19 protein-coding genes and 4 pseudogenes are annotated in these 19,760 nt (G+C 58.6%); 7 read left to right on the plus strand and 16 right to left on the minus strand.

All coding sequences use genetic code 11. The annotated features are described in order from the left end of the window. Positions 1–89: 89 nt before the first annotated feature. The 3 genes and pseudogenes from PverR02_RS20640 to PverR02_RS20650 all read left to right on the plus strand — a co-directional run. A pseudogene (locus PverR02_RS20640) lies at positions 90–290 on the plus strand (IS5/IS1182 family transposase); the annotation flags it as partial. Between the two features lie 353 nt (positions 291–643). Then, positions 644–1,630 carry a fatty acid desaturase family protein gene (locus tag PverR02_RS20645; protein ID WP_079444292.1) on the plus strand — a complete coding sequence of 329 codons (987 nt, stop codon included), beginning with the start codon at positions 644–646 and terminating at the stop codon, positions 1,628–1,630. 11 nt (positions 1,631–1,641) lie between these two features. Further along, a complete protein-coding gene (locus tag PverR02_RS20650; RefSeq protein WP_161493728.1) occupies positions 1,642–2,877 on the plus strand; it encodes an aspartate kinase in 1,236 nt (411 codons plus the stop codon). Positions 2,878–3,114: 237 nt separating this feature from the next. Here the strand turns inward: PverR02_RS20650 and PverR02_RS20655 are convergent, their stop codons facing one another. The 4 genes and pseudogenes from PverR02_RS20655 to PverR02_RS31995 all read right to left on the minus strand — a co-directional run. After that, positions 3,115–4,005 (minus strand): DMT family transporter, encoded by an 891-nt coding sequence (locus PverR02_RS20655; protein ID WP_227778683.1) that lies wholly within the window; start codon positions 4,003–4,005, stop codon positions 3,115–3,117. 17 nt (positions 4,006–4,022) lie between these two features. Beyond that, on the minus strand, positions 4,023–5,135 hold the full coding sequence (locus PverR02_RS20660) for an ornithine cyclodeaminase family protein (RefSeq protein WP_079444294.1): 1,113 nt from the start codon (positions 5,133–5,135) through the stop codon (positions 4,023–4,025). A gap of 615 nt (positions 5,136–5,750) precedes the next feature. Next, on the minus strand, positions 5,751–6,665 hold the full coding sequence (locus PverR02_RS20665) for a LysR substrate-binding domain-containing protein (RefSeq protein ID WP_046490617.1): 915 nt from the start codon (positions 6,663–6,665) through the stop codon (positions 5,751–5,753). Between the two features lie 75 nt (positions 6,666–6,740). Continuing rightward, a pseudogene (locus tag PverR02_RS31995) lies at positions 6,741–6,848 on the minus strand (IS5/IS1182 family transposase); the annotation flags it as partial. Between the two features lie 22 nt (positions 6,849–6,870). Between PverR02_RS31995 and PverR02_RS20670 the strand changes: the two are divergent. Then, positions 6,871–7,098: pseudogene (locus PverR02_RS20670) on the plus strand (DUF1835 domain-containing protein); the annotation flags it as partial. A 43-nt stretch (positions 7,099–7,141) separates the two neighbouring features. Here the strand turns inward: PverR02_RS20670 and PverR02_RS20675 are convergent. Next, positions 7,142–7,426 (minus strand): annotated as a pseudogene (locus tag PverR02_RS20675) (Hcp family type VI secretion system effector); the annotation flags it as partial. Positions 7,427–7,536: 110 nt separating this feature from the next. On the opposite strand from PverR02_RS20675, the gene PverR02_RS20680 reads away from it, so the two are divergent. The 3 genes from PverR02_RS20680 to PverR02_RS20690 all read left to right on the plus strand — a co-directional run bounded on the left by PverR02_RS20680 (position 7,537) and on the right by PverR02_RS20690 (position 10,094). After that, the gene (locus PverR02_RS20680) at positions 7,537–7,896 is read left to right on the plus strand and encodes a hypothetical protein (protein ID WP_227778686.1); all 360 of its coding nucleotides are present in this window, start codon (positions 7,537–7,539) and stop codon (positions 7,894–7,896) included. 147 nt (positions 7,897–8,043) lie between these two features. After that, a complete protein-coding gene (locus PverR02_RS20685) occupies positions 8,044–9,483 on the plus strand; it encodes a PAAR domain-containing protein (protein ID WP_079444297.1) in 1,440 nt (479 codons plus the stop codon). Further along, entirely contained in the window at positions 9,480–10,094 is a 615-nt protein-coding gene (locus tag PverR02_RS20690) for a hypothetical protein (RefSeq protein WP_046382761.1), read from the plus strand. The genes PverR02_RS20685 and PverR02_RS20690 overlap by 4 nt, the downstream gene beginning before the upstream one ends. A 23-nt stretch (positions 10,095–10,117) precedes the next feature. Here the strand turns inward: PverR02_RS20690 and gspD are convergent, their stop codons facing one another. Genes gspD through gspE form a run of 11 tightly spaced genes read right to left on the minus strand, consistent with a single transcriptional unit; the run spans position 10,118 to position 19,741 of the window. Beyond that, positions 10,118–12,247, minus strand: a complete 2,130-nt coding sequence (gene gspD, locus PverR02_RS20695; protein WP_079445030.1) for a type II secretion system secretin GspD — start codon at positions 12,245–12,247, stop codon at positions 10,118–10,120. Between the two features lie 5 nt (positions 12,248–12,252). Then, positions 12,253–12,771 (minus strand): general secretion pathway protein GspN, encoded by a 519-nt coding sequence (locus tag PverR02_RS20700; protein WP_079444298.1) that lies wholly within the window; start codon positions 12,769–12,771, stop codon positions 12,253–12,255. Beyond that, complete coding sequence (gspM, locus tag PverR02_RS20705; protein WP_017847564.1) at positions 12,768–13,367, minus strand: type II secretion system protein GspM; 600 nt, start codon at positions 13,365–13,367, stop codon at positions 12,768–12,770. Before gspM ends, PverR02_RS20700 begins: the two co-directional genes overlap by 4 nt. Continuing rightward, entirely contained in the window at positions 13,342–14,340 is a 999-nt protein-coding gene (locus PverR02_RS20710; protein WP_079444299.1) for a type II secretion system protein GspL, read from the minus strand. Before PverR02_RS20710 ends, gspM begins: the two co-directional genes overlap by 26 nt. Continuing rightward, complete coding sequence (locus PverR02_RS20715; protein WP_046382758.1) at positions 14,337–15,038, minus strand: hypothetical protein; 702 nt, start codon at positions 15,036–15,038, stop codon at positions 14,337–14,339. Before PverR02_RS20715 ends, PverR02_RS20710 begins: the two co-directional genes overlap by 4 nt. After that, on the minus strand, positions 15,035–15,643 hold the full coding sequence (locus tag PverR02_RS20720; RefSeq protein ID WP_079444300.1) for a prepilin-type N-terminal cleavage/methylation domain-containing protein: 609 nt from the start codon (positions 15,641–15,643) through the stop codon (positions 15,035–15,037). The genes PverR02_RS20715 and PverR02_RS20720 overlap by 4 nt, the downstream gene beginning before the upstream one ends. Beyond that, the gene (locus PverR02_RS20725) at positions 15,640–15,972 is read right to left on the minus strand and encodes a type II secretion system protein (protein WP_079444301.1); all 333 of its coding nucleotides are present in this window, start codon (positions 15,970–15,972) and stop codon (positions 15,640–15,642) included. Before PverR02_RS20725 ends, PverR02_RS20720 begins: the two co-directional genes overlap by 4 nt. Further along, positions 15,969–16,394, minus strand: coding sequence for a prepilin-type N-terminal cleavage/methylation domain-containing protein (locus PverR02_RS20730; RefSeq protein WP_057005697.1), 426 nt, complete (start codon positions 16,392–16,394; stop codon positions 15,969–15,971). Before PverR02_RS20730 ends, PverR02_RS20725 begins: the two co-directional genes overlap by 4 nt. Before the next feature lie 7 nt (positions 16,395–16,401). After that, complete coding sequence (gene gspG / locus PverR02_RS20735) at positions 16,402–16,812, minus strand: type II secretion system major pseudopilin GspG (protein ID WP_161493730.1); 411 nt, start codon at positions 16,810–16,812, stop codon at positions 16,402–16,404. A gap of 20 nt (positions 16,813–16,832) precedes the next feature. Further along, on the minus strand, positions 16,833–18,035 hold the full coding sequence (gspF, locus tag PverR02_RS20740; protein WP_079444303.1) for a type II secretion system inner membrane protein GspF: 1,203 nt from the start codon (positions 18,033–18,035) through the stop codon (positions 16,833–16,835). After that, positions 18,032–19,741, minus strand: a complete 1,710-nt coding sequence (gspE, locus tag PverR02_RS20745) for a type II secretion system ATPase GspE (RefSeq protein WP_079444304.1) — start codon at positions 19,739–19,741, stop codon at positions 18,032–18,034. The genes gspF and gspE overlap by 4 nt, the downstream gene beginning before the upstream one ends. Positions 19,742–19,760: the final 19 nt, after the last annotated feature.

Raw genomic sequence — 19,760 nt, forward strand, 5'->3', positions numbered from 1 at the left:
ACTGGCGTCAAAAAGCGTTAAGGAAACTCTAAAAAACTCCCAGATTTGGTGAAATACCCGCCTCGCACAAATCGAACGGTTGAGCCCCGATGAAACAGATGTCCTTCGCCGATGCCGGGTATGCCGACAAACGTAGGCAGACCCGCCATGAGCGCTTCCTGATCGAGATGGATCAGGTCGTGCCCTGGAAGGGCTTGATTGCCCTGATCGAGCCGCATTATCCGAAAGGCGAAGGCGGTCGTCCGGCGTATCCGTTGCTGGCCATGTTACGGGTTCGCTTGATGCAGAACTAATGCGGACTGATCGCCCTGAAATACGCCGATCAGAGGAAAAAACCATGAATTAAAGACAGGAAAGGTCTGTTTTCGACCGACTCAGCATTTTTTGAACCTCAAGCAGCGAGGGCATCAAAAATCGATGAGTACTTCAGACCTTCCCTAAAGGCTGCAGGGCTTACGTTGATGACATTGCGCCTGATCATGGCCCTGCATTCGTAAAATGCCAGAGCATCGACCAATAGAGAAACTAATACCGAAGATAGCATTACTCCATTGCAGCCGATGCTGTCTTCCAATAAAAATTTGCGCTTGTTAAATCATCCTAAGGAGCAGGAAAACAAGTCTCTTGTTAGTACTGAGCGCATATGACAGACACACCCATTTACCCGCTGCTTATTGAACAAAACCACTCTGAAAATTACAGGGGAACACCAAAACTAGAGGCGACCCTCAAAAAGCATCTTATGAAGAAAACGCCTATCCGCACAGCACTCATATACTCTAACGCGGTACTTTTCATTTCGTTAGGAATCGCAGCGCTGCTCCTTGACGAAAACGGAACTATCAACCTCCCCTGGTATGGAAAAGTCCTGGATGTGATTTTTCTTGGATTAATTTACGCTCATTTCACAGAACTCCAACATGAACTACTACATGGGCATGCGTTTAAATCACAGAAACTGAACAGACTATTAGGGTTCTTCTGTGGTTTGTTTATGCTCAATTCATTTTCCCACTACAAATACCACCATCTTCGCCATCACAGGCATCTTGGCACTGAGCTGAATAGTGAGTTTTTCAACTACCCCAAAAAAGGAATGGACAGCCCTCTAAAGCTATTTAGCGCTGCAATGAACCCCAGCAGGTTTGGTCGCGTGATCAAACTTATGTTCAAAAGCCTGATTGGGATAAAACTACAAGACATAGAAGATAGCAAAGCGGAAAACAACGCCAGACAGGAATATCGTCTCTACCTCATAATCGTATTAACCACCATAGTTTTTACTTTACTTTCCGGCTCAACGTTTTTTGTTTTCGCCTGGCTCATCCCAATGATTTTGATTGCGGAGCCTGCCCACTATTTAATTGAACTTCCTGAACACTTCGGTCTAGATGCTTATAACGAACCAAACTTCAACAGAAATACAAGAAGCATCGAAGCATCATGGATTGCACGTTGGTATACGAACGGAAACAACTTGCACACCGCGCACCATAGCTTGGCCAGCGTCCCTATGGGTAATTGCCAAACCTTACATAATCTCGCTCGCTCAAACATGGAAGTCATCGAGCCGAATTACTTGACCTTCTATCGAAAGGTTATATCCGGCGAAATCAAGCCATTCAAATAGGGAAGTGAATGATGAGAACAACAGTAATGAAATTTGGCGGTACATCTATGAAGGATCTGAAGGCGATACGCAGCGCAGCCTCTCATGTCCATGAAGCTGTAAAACTCGGAAAAAAAGTTGTAGTGGTAGTATCTGCGCAAGCCGGTGAGACGGACCGTTTGATGGGTCTGATGAATAATTACTCACAACACATAAGCCATATTGCGATGGATATGGTTGTAAGTGCCGGCGAGCAAATAGCTGCCGGGCTCATGGTACAAGTGCTGCATGACATAGGGCTCAAGGCGGTCCCGTTGACTGGGTGTCAGGCGGGCATCGTGACGAACAACATCCATGCCAATGCGACTATCTCGAAGATCAAGACTGAAAATATACTTCGAGTCAGTGCAAGCGGTGTGATCCCGATAATTACGGGATTTCAAGGAATAACAAGTGAAGGCCTAATATCGACGCTAGGCAGAGGAGGCTCTGACACATCAGCGGTTGAGTTAGCTAAAGCCTTGGGGGCCGAAGCATGCGAGATATATACCGACGTGCAAGGAGTCTTCTCTTTGGACCCCCGCCTTAGCAAAAACGCAAAAATATTTACAAGAATATCGCACTTGGAAATGTTTGAAATGTCCACGCTAGGCGCAAAGGTATTACACAAGCGTGCGGCTTATGCTGGGATGGTTTCGGGGGTGAAACTTTTTATCAAACAGACCGGCAGTTCACAAAACGGAACAGTGATTGCTGGCGAACAAACATTTGAAAATCCTATAGAAGCCATTATAACCAGCTCGCGAAAGTCGACCCTAAGTATAAATCAATCTTATAAAACTCACGGTGCTTTACAGGAGCTCTCTGATCATGGCATAGCTTTTTACATGTTACACAGCGACTCAGAAAGTCATTCCATTTGCTGCATTGATCAATGCGATAAATCTCTAGCAGAAAATATCTTAGAAAGATCGCAGCTACTTAGGCGCGAAAGATCCGCACTATCAGACAACGACCTCATGAGGGTAAGCACTATAGGAAACCCAGCTCCTGCCCACCTCGACTCGATTGTAGAGATGATTATGTGTCATAGCGAGCGGCACAAATCCAAAGTATCCCACAGCGAGATCCGCAGAAGCGGCGTGTCTGTTACTGTTGAGGCAGAATATGCAAGCATTTTGGCGCAGATGTTGCACGACAACCTCCAGAAGCGACCTGTGCATTCTATGCAAACCCGCACGGAGACTGTGGGGTGCGCGTTTTCTTGATGTCATCGCGAGCAGACTGCCGCGATTTAGCCAGTAGAGGGTAGAGTTTGGGTCGTCGCTTGATGGCCCGTGGCTCTATGCGGTTTGGGTGATTTCGACTTTCTGATCTTGGCGTTGTGGCCAAAGTAACCGTCCGGCCACACCCCAAGGCTTAGGGTTACGCACGTAGGGATCTGGCGGGGGGGGCAAGTAACTGCCATCCGTACCGGGACCTGTCCAAAGATTCAAACCCAAACTCTATTTTCGAAACCCGAAGATATAGATCATACCGCCGCTGGCCAGCACCATCCCGGCGACTTCGATCAGACTGGGTACTTCCGATAGGACGAAGATAGCCAGCACGGACGCTATGCAAGGGACCAGACCGCCAAAGATGGAGCCACGGGTTGCACCAAGCACTGTCACAGCCTTCGTATAGAACAGCAGGGCCAGAATCGCCGCAAATACGCCCTGGAATAGGGATTGGAAAACTATTTCAGAAACGGGTGCGGAGAGGATACCTGGGGTTCCCCAAATGAAATATAGAGGTAGGTAGAGCAACATGGAAATGACGGATACCAAAGCTGTGGCCTGGAACGCATCCACGTCCCATGCACGCGAGGCAATGGTATAGATCCCCCATAATGCTCCGGCAGCAATGAATAGCAGGTCTCCCAGCCAGGCCTGCCCACCGCTTTCCGACATGCTTTGCCACCCCGAAAGGGTCGCCCCTACCATGATGATAAAAATCCCGATCAGTACCGCTTTTTCCGGCCTGTCACGAAGGAAGAACCAGCCCCCAATTGTGGAAACCGCAATCATCGCACTGGGGATGAGAACGCCAGCATGTCCGGCGGGGGCATATGCCAATCCGAGGATTCCCAGAAGTACGTGCGGAATACCCTGCCCCACTGTAAGGAGCAGGGTTTTCGGCAGACCAAGCATGCCTGTCCCTTTCTTTAGAACAAAAGGCAGCAAAATCAATCCGGCCACCATAAAGCGTAAGGCCGCGATGTCATAGGGAGACAGCGTTTTTTGAACCCCAAAACGGGAAAGAACAGGCCAGGCTCCCCAGATAAGAGCAGATAAAAACCCAAAGAACACTGCTACAGATAGTGCTTTTCTGTCTATCAGAGTTGCGCTTGTCATGGCCTGTCTTTCTCTACTCATGCTAATTTTAAGGTACGGTCGTGCACTGTATTCTTGACGGTATCAAGAGCGTTCGCGGAATTTGAGAAAAGATATGGGTTCATGGGGTCATCACATCCCGCTTCAATCAGGATCCGCTGACCAAGCCCTAGTCTCTCCGCCTGATCGATCAAGACCTCGGTCATTATCTGATCTTCCAATGAAATACCGGTGCTATCAAAGATGGTCTGTTTCATCTGATATTGGATATAGGCTTGCGGCTCTTTCACTATTTTGTGCAGCTCAGGGCCGATATAGCCGTATTCGTCTTTACTCAATTGCTGGCATTCACCTTCGTTAATGGCCTGTTCCAGATAATCCGTGACAAGGAACGAGCTTTTGAGCAGCTCTGTTGATAATTCATATTTGCGCGGCGTGTCGGCACCAATAGCATTGATGTGTACATGTGGTTTCATCCCGCCAGCGTGGAGAACCGGGCCTGCATCAAGGCCAATGGAGGTGGCAACACAGATGATGTCGGACTCTGCCAGTACCCTTTCTTTGGAAGCGATGATCGGTGTAATTCCCAGGGCGGATACCCGCTTGGCGAAAGTTTTTTCCACTGCGGGGTCAATATCGTGGATCAAGACTGCGTCGAAGTCATAAATTCGACTGAGGGCATGGGCCTGGGTCACTGCCATGGCGCCAGCTCCGATCAGCCCAAGGGTTTTGCTTTCAGGATGAGCCAGCAACTTCGAAGCCACAGCGGATGCTGCGCCCGTTCGTACTGCTGTTGCAAATACTCCATCGATCACCGCAATAAGGTGGCCGTCCCTTACGTCATATAGGGAGTTAGTGGCCATGACCGTCGGCATGCCCCGGTTAAACGGATTTCCCGGATGGTAGCCAACAACTTTTAACGCGACATTTTTATCCCGGCGGTAAGCCGGCATAAACTCTATCAGCCCCATTTCCGGAGTTTCATAGACAAAACCGGTGCGCGGTTGTATTTCAACCTGGCCATCACCAAACACGTTGAGGGCATCACGTAGTTTTGCAATCGTTTCATCCATTAAAGTGTCGAGCCCGACGGTTGCGACAATTTCACCAATGTTTTCCTCAGAGAGGATAATAGTTGCTCGCTGTGCCACTTTGTCGCTCCTATATGTTCACATGATAATTGGTTTCAGTCTTATTCTGATGCTTGGTGCTGCGTACTTCGATTCGGCGGTATGCTGCGTTGAACGATCGAACCTCACCGGAAATTATCTTGGAATAGAAAGATCAATAGGATGATTCTATTACTTACATCTGATGTCTTCAGGCACGATGAACACTCATGGGGTGCCGACCATCGCGCGGAGGTATGGAGATTGTTGCAGCTTATGAACCATGCTGCCCGCGAGCCAGGTGGCTTCGATTGACGAGTATTACGCTCACATTGCGGCTTAGAAAATACGAGACTCTCAGGTTAGAGTCGATGGAGTAATTCTTCGATAGGCATTAGTTTTTCTAAAGAGATGACATCGCCAACCTATCCAGCAACGTCGCACAGCAGAAGACTTTATTCGCCTTGTCGTACCTGTGGACGGTGCAAAAATGGTTGTTGAATGCGGGAGAAGTGCGTCTCTAATGCGGACTGATCACCCTGAAATATAGCGATCAGAGGAAAAAACCATGAATTAAAGGCAGGAAAGGTCTGTTTTCGACCGACTTAGCATTTTTTGAACCTCAGGCAGTGAGGGCATCAAAAATCGGTGAGTACTTCATACCTTCCTTAGCGAACAGGCCAAGGAACTCATTAGCCAATCTTCGAATTTTTCCAAAGCCACCATTTTCTGCGTGTACTCAGGCTTAAAAAAAGTGTAACAATTATCCTCCGGAAAACTAGTATCCAGCACCCTTACCAGTTGACCACTTTGTAATTCGTGATCGACTAGAATTGACTCTGTTAGAGCCAGCCCATGACCATGAATGGCTGCGGTCAAAGCCAGGTGCCCTTCTGTAAAAACGATACTCGCCTTACCAAGGTCCAGGGACAAGCCTAAATCAGCAAAGACATTTTTCCAGCTTTTATGAAGTTTTCTATGACTTTCAATTTTCGTTTCATAACTGATCAATTTATGTTCGCAAAGGTCGGCATACGTTTCAATTTTAGGTGTTTTTTTAATATATGCGGGACTTGCGACTATGATAACTTCTGAGCAGCCAAGTACTTTGCTATTTGATGGAAGATTTTCTCCCTTGCCAAATCTTATTGACGCGTCAATACCATGACTGCGAAAGCTTCTAACGTCACAAGACGCATCAATAACAACATTAAGATCCAAGTGTTTTTCGTAAAATTTATCCAGATTTGGAATAAGCCACTTTACGGCAAATGAAGGTGGGGCAGAAATAGAAAGTGTTGTTCTTTGCGTCCCGATGATCTCTTCCGCGACAGCGGCCAGTTCCCCTAGTGCTTTCTGAGCTACGCTGGCGAGCCGCTGGCCAGCCTCGGTTAGCGTTAGCCCTTTGGCATCCCTTATGAAAAGCGAGCAGTTCATGTAGTTTTCAAGAATCTTGATCTGCTGGCTGGTGGCTCCCTGAGTCACGCATAGCTCAGATGCAGCCCTGGTTACACTGAGATGCCTGGACACGGCCTCAAACGCTTTCACAGCATTGAGTGGCGGGGTTTTCATGGCTCAATCCTTAAGAATGTCTCGTATCCATCGAACAATCACGCCATCGACTCTAATCTAAGACTCCCCTGTTTCCTAGGCACTGTACGAAAAGTATTGCCGCAGACACCGCATGGCACAGGCCAACGAGACCATCGCCGCAAAATTTTTCGCGAGCTTCTGAAAGCGCGTAAAAAGACGTTGCGCTGCCGGTATTTAGGGTGATCTGCAGGATGGTTTGTCACTGACCGAACGCCTGTCCCTGGCCTACATCGCCAAAGCCGGGCCGGTAGCGTTCGGGCGCGTGTATGCCGAGTTGATGGGCAAGCGCGAACCACTGCCGTTCCTCGGCGACATGATGTTCCATGCACTGCTGCGGCCGTTGATAGACGACGAGCATCCTTTGTTGACGAAAACCGAGGCTCATCTTGAATGGCCTCGGCGGGTGCTGGCGCCCGGATGCGCAAAGACCCGCTATCCGGGCACAAGGTGCGGCTTCAGGCTTTAACGTTCTGCCGGATATTCCAGCCGAACTTCACTGGCCCACCGTCCTTGGCGCCGTCGGCCTTCTGCGGCTGGTAGCTGACGTCGACGCTGGCGAAGTTCAAGGCGATGCTGTCGTAGAGCGCCTCATCCTTACTTTCAGCAGCGGTGCCGTAGGACACCACCATGACTTCCTTCAGGGTGATCACCAGATACTCCACTGGGCTGGAACCGCCCGCCTTGCGCACTACCAGTCTTGCTTCGGGATAATGCTTGCCGGTCGCGCAGGCCATCATCAGCAGGCATCTTTATTGAAAACCATTGGGAATTCATCACGCGGTACATGCCAGTAATCGGAGCAGACATTCTTGTCGCATGCACCTCAATAGGATTGACGGCGATCCTGACAATGCTCACCTATCTCTCGACGTACCCCATTGGTTTTGCTACCAAGACATCATTTTTCGGCGCTACGGGGCTTGGTGCAGTATTTGCCCTTGCCAAATACGAAGTGTTATACGGACGCATCCACTGGGTCTGGCTGAACATGGCGATATACCTCATCTGCCTGCTGGTATCACTTCCCGCAATCGCCTACCGCCCCAACGCTTATCTCTACTCCATGGCCCTCCTCAGCCCCCTGATCGGCCTACTGATCCTCAACAGCAAGCGCTGCCGCGAACTGCGCCACACGATGCTAGAAATCCGCCACAAGCGCGAAGCCATCATCGCCACCCTGAAAAAACAAGGCCGCTGGAAATGGTGGTAACCCGCGCGGTTGCTGACACCACCGACTTTCGGCCTCACCAACCCGATAACCGAAGCAACCTACATCCGGCTCGGAAGCATCTGACTTCTCGCCCTCGCCTGCCGTGCCTAGCCTGCTGGTCCCTGCTAACAAAAGGACACGGCTGGCATGCGGCGCTATTTCATTACCCGAGGAGCCAAGACCACCGCTGGCGGGACCGTCGTCGGCGGTTTGACGGGCTTTCGCATCACCCAAGTGGACATCGCCCTTGAAGGTCATGAGGTGCTTTGCCCGGTGTGCAAAACCACCGGAGTCATAGTCTGCGTTGGCCCGCGCCTGGAGCAGTGGGCACTAGGGCGACGGGTGGCGCTCTCGGATGATCTCTGCCGCTGTAAATGCGACCCGCCCCCTCGCCTGCTGGCCGACCAGTTCGAGCGGTTTCAGACCCTTACCGCCGAAGACTCCGCGGCACACCGCCGAAGCGCGACCGCATCGGAAGCGCCAGCGCCCGCGAAAAATCCTACCCCGACCTCAACGCCTTCCGCTTTCAGCGAAATACTCGAGTCAGCCTGCGAGCGCAATTGGCGCTTCTACCAGAAGCAGGCAGAAGACGTGATCGCCCCCGGCGGCAAGCTGATCGCCGACCCCAGGTTGCGCAACCGGCTCATCAACTCGGCGTATGCCCAGCTCTGGCGCCTCGACAACCGTTTTCAGTGGGCGGGCCTTGCGGCGTTTGCCTCCAAGCAAGTGGGGTGCGGTTTGCTGCACGCGGCAGAATCCATCGAGAAAATTCAGGCGGAATTTGAAGCGGCGGAGCAATTGCGAAGGAGTGCCCGGAAAGGGGTTTGGGGGTTGTTCAGCGCAGAGGAGCGTGAACGGCAGGCAAAGCTGCGGGAGTACGAGCGGCGCCTGCGGGAGTATGAACAGGCCAGCCGTAATAACCCGGTGCCTGATGTTGATTGGCGGCGCGAGGGTGAACCGCTATCGAGCGTGCAGCAGCTTTATCAACATGTGTACGAGATGATGGCGATGGGCAATACCACGCTGTTTTTGGATGTGTTTCCGTTGCATGCCTTTTACAAGGAGCGGGGGTTGGCGTTGTTGGAGAGATGTTTGCCGTTGCGCAAAAAAATTTATGGGTCAGGTCAACAATCAGTTATATGGCCTGTCGAACCGGAGATACTCGAGTTCGGTGATGATCACCAAGAAATCCTGCTCGCTTTCGAAGCCATAGACGCTGGCAATATCGCCAAAGGTGTTGAATATCTCGCAGCCCACGAGCAGCAGAATATCCTTCAACCGACCCTCTATAACGATACGAAACTGGTTGCCCTGCTGAGAAGTAACCACTTTTCCTATATTACCGACATACCGTCCGGAGCAGCCCAGGCAATCGAACTGACGCTTACCAGCCAATGCCATCCTGTCAATGACGGTCGCACAATTGCCTTTAGTAACAACCCATTCGCCAACCTATCCGATATCAATCAGCGTATGGCGTTTGTCCTCAAGGCCGCCGCGCAGTTTGACGACCTGCTAAATAGCACCGAAAGAAATCGCATAGAACAGGCGATTGAAGACGTCGCCGAAGGTCGGGGTATTCGATGAGCGGGCTCTCAAAAATGAGCTGGCGGCGTGCTGCTCTTGTACTGTTCGCCACTGTCCTGCTAACGGGAATAGCACGATTTTTCATCAGCGAACCAGAAATTGCACTGATGCTTGGCGAACCCTGGGAAGACATGCGTCAACGCTCCAGCGCATCCATCGACCCCGCCATTCCCGGGCATTATTGGTTCAGGCTCCCAAAATCTGAGGCTCGCCTTCGCTTTATCGATCCTGAATATGGATTCGTGACCCCCCAGGCTCGCTTCTTCACAGTGAGCTTCGAGAGTAATGGAAGGGTCAGCAGTGTCCGCATTTCCCCTCAGGTCGAACCGCTTTTGCTCGATGACACGCTTGAAGTCGTACTGGATTTACAAGAGCAATTGAGCAGGGGCGGTTGGCTACCCATCCGGATCAAGGACAATCCACCATTCGCAGACACGCCGCAATGGCGTGCCCAATTGCGGGACGTGAACAAGGGGGGAACGTCGTACTGGCACGCTGGAACAAAGTACCAAGTCAGAATGGCGGTTCATCGTTTCAGGGACGACCGGCATCCGAATGAAGAGCGTTACCTGATCAAACTGCAACTGGCCACGCCATGGACACAGCCATGAAGCGGCATTCTGACCGCGCGCCTTCAGTTCGCTGGCCGCAGCAGCTGCATCTGCTGGCGATAGTCATCCGTCACCTGCCGCGCCTGGCTGCTGCTGGTGATCACCTTCGGCGTAATCAGCACAATCAGCTCAGTGCGGTCCTTGGATTTGCTGGTGTTACCGAACAACCAGCGCAGGCCGGGGATTTTCCCCAGGTACGGCACGGCACTGACGCTCTCGCTGTTGTCCTGTTTGATCAACCCGCCGAGCAATACGGTCTGCCCGCTCTGCACGGCGACTTGCGTCGAGACTGAACGCGTGGAAATACGCGGATTCACCGGCGTGTCGCTGCTGCCGGTCTGGTTCTCGGCATCGCTGACCTGCTGCTGGATATCCATGTACACCAGGCCGCCCGGATTGATGCGCGGCACCACGTCCAGAATCACCCCGGTCTGCACGTATTCGACGCTGCTCAGGGTGGTGTCGGCATTGCCGGTGTTCACCGTGGTCTGGCTGATAGGAATGTTGTCGCCCACCTGGATCTGCGCCGGCTGGTTGTTCATCACCACCAGCGACGGCGCCGACAGCACCTGGGTGCGGCCGTTGGTTTCCAGGGCATGCAAGGCCACTTGCAGGTTGGAACTGACGAAGGAATAGAACAACGAATCCGACGCCCCCAACCCTGCCCCGCCACCGCCCAACGCGCCCTGGCTGCCGGAGGCGTTGGCGACTGTGGTGCTGGTGGAATTGCCGGCCAGGCGACCGAGGTACCATTGCACGCCAAGGTCCAGTTCACCGGTGAGTTTGACTTCGAGGATGCGCGTCTCGATCTGCACTTGCAGCGGCGGATTGTCGAGGCGTTTGATCGCGGTTTCGATCTCTTTCCATTGTGCCGGGCGGGTACGCACCAGCAGTTGGTTACTGCTTTTTTGCGCGGTGATGCGGGTGCCGGCTTCGAGGCTTTTATCCGGTGCCGGTTCGGACGCTTCGGCGACGGGCTCGGGCTCGGGTTCGTCGGCAGGCGGCGGCGGGTTCTGCAGGCCACCGGTATTGTTGTTGAGCGATGACAACGTGGTGGTGCGCAACCCCGGCGCGACCTTGGCCGGCGTATCGTCCTTGATCGCGCCGTTGCCGTAGATCTGCCGCAGGTACTTGGCCAGGTCCGAGGCCTTCATGTTGCGCACGTCGTACACATACATCTGCGGCTCGTTGCCGCCGCCTTCGTCGATGGTGCGAATCCAGTCGCCCACCTCGCTGAGGTACTGCGGCTGGGAAGAAATCGCCACCACCGAGTTGGTCCGCTCGATCGGCAGAAAGCGCAGCATGCCCGCCAGGGGCATGCCGCTGTCCGGGCCGAACATGGCTTGCAGCTCGGGCATCAGCTCGGCCACCGACGCGCGTTGCAAGCCGAATACGCCCACCGACATGCCCTTGAGCCAGTCCACATCGAAGGTGTCGATGGTGGCCTGGTAGTTGGCCAGTTCTTCCGGGGTGCCGGCCAGACTCAGCACATTGCGCGCCGGGTCCACCAGCAGAAAAGCGTTTTCGCGGGCGAACGGCTTGAGCAGTTTCTGCATCTCGGTGGCGGAGATATAGCGCAACGGAAACAGCCGCGCCGACAGGCCGCTGGACGGTGGCGTCAGGTTCATCTGCGGCACCAGCTTGCCCGCCACCGCCTGGTTGGCCGGCAGGATCACGTAGCGGTTGCCCTGTTTGATCATGGCGTTGTCGGTCCAGGACAGCAGGGTTTCCAGGATCGACAGCGCCTGCTGTTTGTCCACCGGCTTGGAGGTGGAAAAGCTGACATTGCCTTTCACGCCTTGGGCGATGCTGTAGTTCTCGTGCAACAGGTCGCCCATCACGCTGTTGATCACCGCTTCGATCGGCTGGTCGGCGAAGTTGAACACGATATCGCCGCCCTGCTCTTTCGCCGGCAGGCTGGCGCTGGGTGGGCGCACGAATTGCTGGCTGCCCCGCCTCATCTGGCGTTGGGGCGCTACCTTCGCCGCGGGCTGCGGGCTTTGCGCGGCGGGCACCTCACTCGGCGGGCGTTGCGCGCCGGTGCCTTGCATGGCTTCGTGGAGTAACGCGTCGTCCGCGTCGAGGCGGTCGGGCAGTGAGCCACAGCCGCCCAGGGAGACGGCGGTAGTCAGGCAAAACAACGAGGTGCGCAGATCGATCAAGGGAAGGGCTCGCGAGGCAGAGAAATCGGTGGCCGGGTCGACGGCGGCGGCAAACGCTTGGCGTACAGGTTCAAGGTTTGCGTGCGGCCGTCCAGGGTGAAACGGGCGGATTGCGGCGTGAGGTGGTCCAGGCGCCAGCCGTTGGGCAGCACCTGGCCAAGGCGTACCGTCAGCGGGCGGCCGTCGGCCTGCTTGAGCATCGCCATTTGCAGATTGCCGGTGATCAGGATGCCGCTCAGGGTCAGGTTGGCCAGGCTGCTGGCCTGGGTGTTGCCGACGGCGCGATCGGGGCTGCGATCCGCGCTGAACAACGGGGTTTGCCAGGTGCTGGCGAGGCTGTCCAACGTCACGCTGGGGGCGACTTGCACCCGTGCAGAGGAATGCCCGCGCACCGCCGGTTCGGGCAGCCACTGCGGCTCGTCGCCGATGCTGCTCAGGATGAACGCCATCAACAGGCCCAATGCCCCGACCAGGCCGAGCAAGCCCCATTCCAAGGGGCGCAAGACACCGATCATCGGGCCACCTGCGGTTGCAGGTAACCGCGCACCAGCACCTGCACCACCAACTGCCCCGCCCCGCCGCTGGCCGGCGCCTGTTTGCCACGGCGGATGCGCAGCTCATCGACGAACAGAAACGGCGGCTGGTATTCCAGCTCATGCAGGATCGCGGTCAGCGGTTCGATGGCGCAATCGAGGGTCAGGCTGACCTGCACCTGTCGATACGGTTCGCCGTCGTCCTGCTCCGGGGTGATGGGTTTGCGCTGGGTCAGGCTGCAGCCGCCGCCGAGGTTGGCGTGGCGGCTGATCAGATCGGCGAGGCGTTGCATGAGGTCGGCGGCGACCCCATCCGGGTCATCCCCCGGCAGCAGGCTGGTTTGGCTGGCCGGGTCCTGGCGGGCCTGCTCCAGTTGCTCGCGCAGCGCATCGCCCTGGCGCAACACGCCGGCATAGCGTTGCTGCTGTTCGCGCAGTTGTTCGGCCTGTTCGCCCATGGCACGCAAGGGCCCGGCGAACCAGCTGTCGATCAACAGCCAGTACGCCGCGCCGAGCACCACGGCCAGGATCAGCAACGCCGTGCCACGGCGTTCACGGGGTGTGAGGGGTCGGCGCATCGGCGGCCTCCGGGCGAAGGTGGGCACGCAAGGCAAACTGATCCTTGCCGCTGCGCGCATCGGGTTGAATCACGCCTTCGAACTGCGCATTGTCCAGGCGGTGACAGCCTTTGATCCGGGTGATCAGGGCGCTGGCCTTGGCGCTTTGGCCGGAGAAGGCAATCTCGCTACCCTTGATGTCCAACTGGTCGAGCCAGGTGTCGGCGGGCAGGCATCGGGTGAGGTCGTCGAGCAGCGCCACCAGCGGCGGCTGGGCCACCTTGCGCCGGGTCAGGTACTGCACCGCGCCACGGGTGGCGAGCAGTTGCTGACGCAGCGCATGCACCTCGGCGACCTGGGCCTTTTGCTGCTGGACGCTGTCGTACATGGTGTCGAGCACGCGCTGGCGGTCGTTGAGCCACAGCAACATCGCCGCGATCAGCAACGCGCCGCACAGCCACGGCAAACTGCGTTGCAAACCCTTGCCCGGCGGACGCGGACGCGGGCGCAAAGGCGCGGGCAGCAAGTCGATGCCCAGGTCGCCGACATCCACGCGATGCGGCTGCAGGCCGAGGGCGGCGCAGTCGCTGAGGATCTGATCGAGGCGCTCGCGCAGGATCGCCACCAGCGTCACCTGCAGTTGGGTCGGCGTGCGCCGTTCCTGGCGTGCGACGAAGTACAGCCGATCGGCCTCGAACGGCGTGTAGCGATCCAGTTCATAGCCAACCACGGCGCTAAGGTTGCGCGCAGCGGCTACGGGCAAGTGGATGGTTTGCAGCAGCACGGCGTCGGCCGCGAGCACCAGCACATGCCGCGCATTGCCCAGCGCCGACGCGACCGGCTCGCTCAACGGCCAGTGCCAGCGCTGCTCGGGCGGCTCGTGCAACGCCAGCCACGTAGGTACACACACGCGCAGCTCCGCGAGCCACAGGCGCCAACCTTGTTGCAGCAGGCTGCCACGCCAATAACGGGCGATGGGTTCCAGTCGATTCATTCTTGCCAACGCAACACCCGGTAGGGTTGTGCGCCGTCCTCCGTTGGGCTCAATAAAACCGTGACTTGCAGGCGTGCTTCATAGCCGCCGGGGCGTTGTGCGCGGCTGTCAACCACCAGCACCTCGCCAGGGTCGGCGCCCTGTGCGCTCTGCTGCGGCAGGTTGAGGGCTTGGCGCATCAGCGCGCTGGCGAACGCCGGAGCGGGCCGATCCAGGTCGCTCCACAAGGTGAGCTCGGGCAGCAATTGGCGGTACAGCGCCTGGCTCATGCCGGGCAATTGGCGCACTTCTTCGAGCACGCGAAACGGCGCCAGCCCCTGCTTGCGCCGTGCGTCCAAGGCCTTGGCCACCTGCGCGGCCTGGGCCGGGCTGGCGCCGCAGGCCAGGGCCAGGCGCGTGAGGTCGTGCGCCTCGGCGTTGACCAGGTACAGCTTGCCGCGCTCGCTGCGCAGGCTGACGTGCAACTGCGCGTCATCGAAGGTCAGGAGCCTTGCACGGCCGTCGGCGATCCAGTGCCGATCGGCCATCGCCAGGGCGACGCCGGCTTGCGCTGCGAGCTCCGTCTGGGTGTGCTGGCGATGCCACAGCGCCTGGCGACTTTCCAGCTGCACCCAACCGGCCAAACCGCCCAGCAACACACTGAGCAAGGCCAGCACCCACAGCACCAGCAGCAGCGCCGCCCCGCGTTGCCGCCTCATTCGCCCGACGCTCCGCTGGCCAGGTTCAAGCGCAAGGCAATCACCTGAGTGACCCACGGCACCGGCCCGTCGACATGCGCGGCGATCCGCACCGCAGCGGGCAAGCGCCGGGGCCACGGCCACTGGTCGATCCATCCGGTGGGTTGGCCCAGGGGCGATACGCCGCGATAACTGAAGCGCAGCGCCGCAAGGTTCGTCAGCAGCACTTGCGGCGCATCGCGGGAAGCATCGGCCTGCCGTTCCAACCGCGAGAACCCCACCTGCAAATCCTCGGCGACCCGTTGCAGGGTGAAGCGCTGAATCCCGCCGCCGAGCACACCGGGCAAGGTCGCGACAAACTGCAGACGCTCGGGCTCCCCTAAGAAAAACCCGGCGCTCTGGCGGTCGTCTTCGCTGACATCCAGCGGCAACGCCTCACTGATCGCGGTGCGCAGGAACTGCTGGGCGGCGCGCATTTCGTCCAGGCTCACGGTGTACTGTTGGGCCTTGGCCACCGCACGATTGGCGCCGAGCAACGCACCGCTGAGCAGCACCAGCAGCACCGCGAGCAAGCTCAGCACCACGAGGATTTCCAGCAGAGTGAAGCCCTGCTCGCGGCGCCTCACTGGCGCACCTTCAGGGTGCTGAACCGGGCCTGGCGCGGCCCCTCGCTGACGATCAGGTCGAGACGATACAGATGGGCTTGCTGACGCACGCAGGTCAGTTGCCAGTGGATGCCGTCCAGCGCGCCCTGGCTGACACCCTCGACCAGGCGCCCCGCCGCTTCCTGGTCCAGCACACTGAGGGCGGCATGGCTCAGGCGGTCGCTGTGAGCCGCTTGCGCCAACGAGCGCGCGCTCTGGCCGAAGGCGACCAGCAGCACCGTGCTGCACACCGCCATCAACGTCAGGGCGGCGAGCATTTCCAGTAACGTGAAACCGGCCTGGCGCTTCATGGCAGCGCCTTGGACTGCACGCTACCGGTCAGCCAGCCAACGTCGATGCGCCAACGCCGGCTGCCGTTGGCCAGCAGCAGATGGCCGCCGGTGGAACTGCCGTCGGGATAGAACTCCACGGCGGCGCCGACCTGTTCGGCGGTATGCACGGTGACCTGCAGCTGCGGCGGCCAGGCGTGCGGGGCGCGGCCCGGGGCCTGGAAGGTCAGGCGCTGCAGATCGAATTCGGTCCTGGCCACACGCGCCTCGACTATCGCCGCGGCCCGCGTGGCGCGCAGGGCGTCGACCATCTGTCCGACCACGCGGCGCTCGTTCGCCGCCTGCACGGCCTGGCGCACACCGAGCCCCAACAAGCCGACAGCGAGGCTGATCAACAGGATGACCACCAGCATCTCCAGCAAGGTAAAGCCGCGTTGGGGCATCGGCGGGTTATTCCCAGTTACCCAGGTCGACGCTGTAGCCGTCGCCGCCCGGTTGGCCGTCCTGGCCGTAGAAGATCAGGTCGAAGGCGCCGTGTTCACCCGGGAAGCGATAGCCGAATGCATGGCCGAACGGGTCTTTCAGCTCCGACAGCTTGGCATACGGCCCGGCCCAACTGCTGGCGTTGCCGGGCTTGTCCACCAATTGCTGCAGGCTGTTGGGCGGTGAGCCGACATCGAGGGCGTAGCTGTCGATTTTCATGCTCAGGCTGGCCAGTTGCGCCTTGCCCGCGCCGTACTTGCCCTTGTCCACATTGCCACCGACCTGGCGCACCACGATGGTCGCGACAATGCCCAGCAGCACGATTACCGCGAGCATTTCCAGCAGGGTGAAACCGCTTTGACGGCGTTGAGTTCTCATCGATCGGGTTCCTTGAAGGTTCATATATGGCTGGTCAGGCTCATCAGCGGCAGCATGATCGCCAGCATGATCACGGCCACCAGCAGCGCCATGACCACGGTGAGGGACGGCACCAGCGCGGCGAGCAGGCGCTCGATGCCGCGCCTGGCTTCGATGTCGAAGATGTCGGCGACCTTGAGCAGCATGCTGTCCAGCTCACCGGCCTGTTCGCCGACGTCAATCATTTGCAGGGCCAGGTCGGGCAGCAGCGGTTGCGCACCGAACGCACTGGCCAGGGTGCCGCCGCCTTTCACCGACTCGGCGGCCTCGGCCACTTGGGCCTGCAACGCGCGGTTGGTGCAGACCTGTCGGGCGATGACCAACGCAGGCAGCAAGGCCACGCCGTTGCTCAGCAAGGTGCCCAGGGTGCGTGTCAGGCGCGCCGCTTCGACCCGCTGCAACAGCGGGCCGAGCACGCGCAGACCGAGCAGGCGGCGGTCGTAGCGTTCGCGGCGCCGGGGGTCGCGCAGGCGTGCCGCCAGGGTGCCCAGTGCGACGCTCGACCCGGCCAACAGCAGCAGGCCGTAGGCGCCGAGGAATTGGCCGAGGCCCAGAATCACTTCGGTGATCAACGGAATCGGCACGTCCAGGTCCTGGAAGATCGGCACGAACTGCGGCACCACATACGCCAGCAACAACGCCAGGGAGCCGAGCACGCCGACCACCAGGAACGCCGGGTAGATCAGCGCATTGATCACCTCGCCGCGCAGCCGCTGGCTGCGTTCGAGGTAGTCGCTGAGTTGGCGCAGGGTGCTTTCCAGCGCGCCGCCGGCTTCACCGGCACGCACCATGCTCAGGTACAGCGGGGAAAAGGTGCTGCCCTCTTCTTCCAGCGCGGCGGATAACGGTTTACCCGCCTTGACGTGGTCACGGATACGCTCGATCAGTACACGCACTTGAGGCTGGCCGGGCTGCTTGAGCAGCAAGCCCAGGGAACGTTCCAGCGGCTGACCGGCGCCGAGCAACGTCGCCAACTGCTGGGTGAAACTCACCAACGCCGCGCCCGTCAACGGCCCCCGCCGCAAGGCATGGCGCAGGCCCTGGCGGCCGGCGGCGTCGATCTGCAACAGCAGCCAGCCGCGCTTGTGCAGGATCGCAATGGCGGCGCTCTGATCCTTGGCTTGCAGCGTGCCGCGCTGGGTCACGCCCTGGCTGTCGAGGGCACGGAAGGTGAACAGGCTCACGCGCCCTCACCACGGGTGACGCGCAGCACTTCTTCCAGCGAGGTGACGCCCGCCACCGCCTGGCGCAGGCCTTCCTCATGCAAGGTGCGCAGGCCCGCACGTCGGGCGGCCTGCTCCAGCGTCGCGGCATCGGCGTGGCGCATCAGCAGGCCGCGCAGTTCGTCGTTCATCACCAGCAATTCGGTGATCGCGCTGCGGCCGTGGTAGCCGCCTTCGGCGCCGGGGCGATAGAGCAAGATCGGGCGCTCATCGGTGAAACGTTGCAGGCCATGTTCCTCGATCAACTCCGGCGGCGCTTCGAAGGCGACGCGGGTCGCCGGGTCCAGGCGCCGCACCAGGCGCTGCGCGAGGATGCCGCTGACGGTCGAGGCGATCAGGTAACTTTCCACGCCCATGTCCAGCAGGCGCGTGATGCTCGCGGCGGCGCTGTTGGTGTGCAGGGTGGAGAGCACGAGATGGCCGGTGAGCGACGACTGGATCGCGATGCGGCAGGTTTCCAGGTCGCGGATCTCGCCGATCATGATCACGTCCGGGTCCTGGCGCACGATGGAGCGCAGCGCGCCGGCGAAGTCCAGGCCGATGGCGGGCTTGACCTGGATCTGGTTGATGCCTTCGAGCTGGTATTCCACCGGGTCTTCGACGGTGATGATCTTGCGCTCGGCGCTGTTGAGCCGCGCCAGTGCGGTGTAGAGCGTGGTGGTCTTGCCGGAGCCGGTGGGCCCGGTGACCAGCAGGATGCCGTGGGGCCGTTCGAGCACGTCGAGGAAGGCGGCCAGGCGCTCGCCGTCGAAGCCCAGGCTGGGGAAGTCGAACTGCACGGTTTGCCGGTCGAGCAGGCGCATGACCACCGACTCGCCGAAGCTGGTCGGCACCGTGGACACCCGCAAGTCCAGCGCCTTGCCCTGGATGCGCAGCATGATCCGCCCGTCCTGGGGCAAGCGCCGCTCGGCGATGTCCAGGCGCGCCATAATCTTCACCCGCGAGATCACCGCCGCCGACGAACTGGCCGGCGGCGCTTCGGCGTCGTGCAGCACGCCGTCGATGCGGTAGCGCACCTTGAGTTGGTTTTCGAAGGGTTCGATATGGATGTCCGACGCACGCTGCTCCACCGCACGCTGCAGGATCAGGTTGACCAGGCGGATCACCGGCGCTTCGGAAGCCATGTCCTTGAGGTGTTCGATATCTTCCAGCGCGCCGCCCTGCTCATCGAGGTTCTCGATCAGGGTGCCCATGGCGGAACGGCCCTGACCGTAATAGCGCTCGATCAGCGTCTCGACTTCAGTGCGCGGGCCGATGGCCAGCCACACCGGCACATCACAGGCGTAGGCCAGGGCCTGGAAGGGATAATGCTGCGTCGGGTTGGCCGCAAGCACGCGCAGCCCGCCGTGGGCCCAGCCCATGGGCACCACTTGGTAATGGCGCATGAAGCGCTCGGTGAGCGCGGGCAACGGGTCGAGCAACGGCGGCGCGGCATCGGCGAGCAACAGCGGCGCGCCGAGCAACTCGGCCCAGGCACGCGCCAGTTCGACTTCGGACACCAGCCCCAGGCGCGTGAGCAGGCCGAGCAGGTCACTGCCATCCAGGGACAAGCGCCGGGCGCGCTCCAGGTCGACGGTTTTCAGCCCGGCGTGCTGCATCAGCCACGCGCACACGCGGTCGGTGTGCGGTATCTGCGTATGGCAGGCATCGATGGGCATTGACGACATAGTGGGGTGTCTAGTTGCG

Origin of the sequence: Pseudomonas veronii (genome assembly GCF_002028325.1) — a bacterium.
Classification (GTDB): domain Bacteria; phylum Pseudomonadota; class Gammaproteobacteria; order Pseudomonadales; family Pseudomonadaceae; genus Aquipseudomonas; species Aquipseudomonas veronii.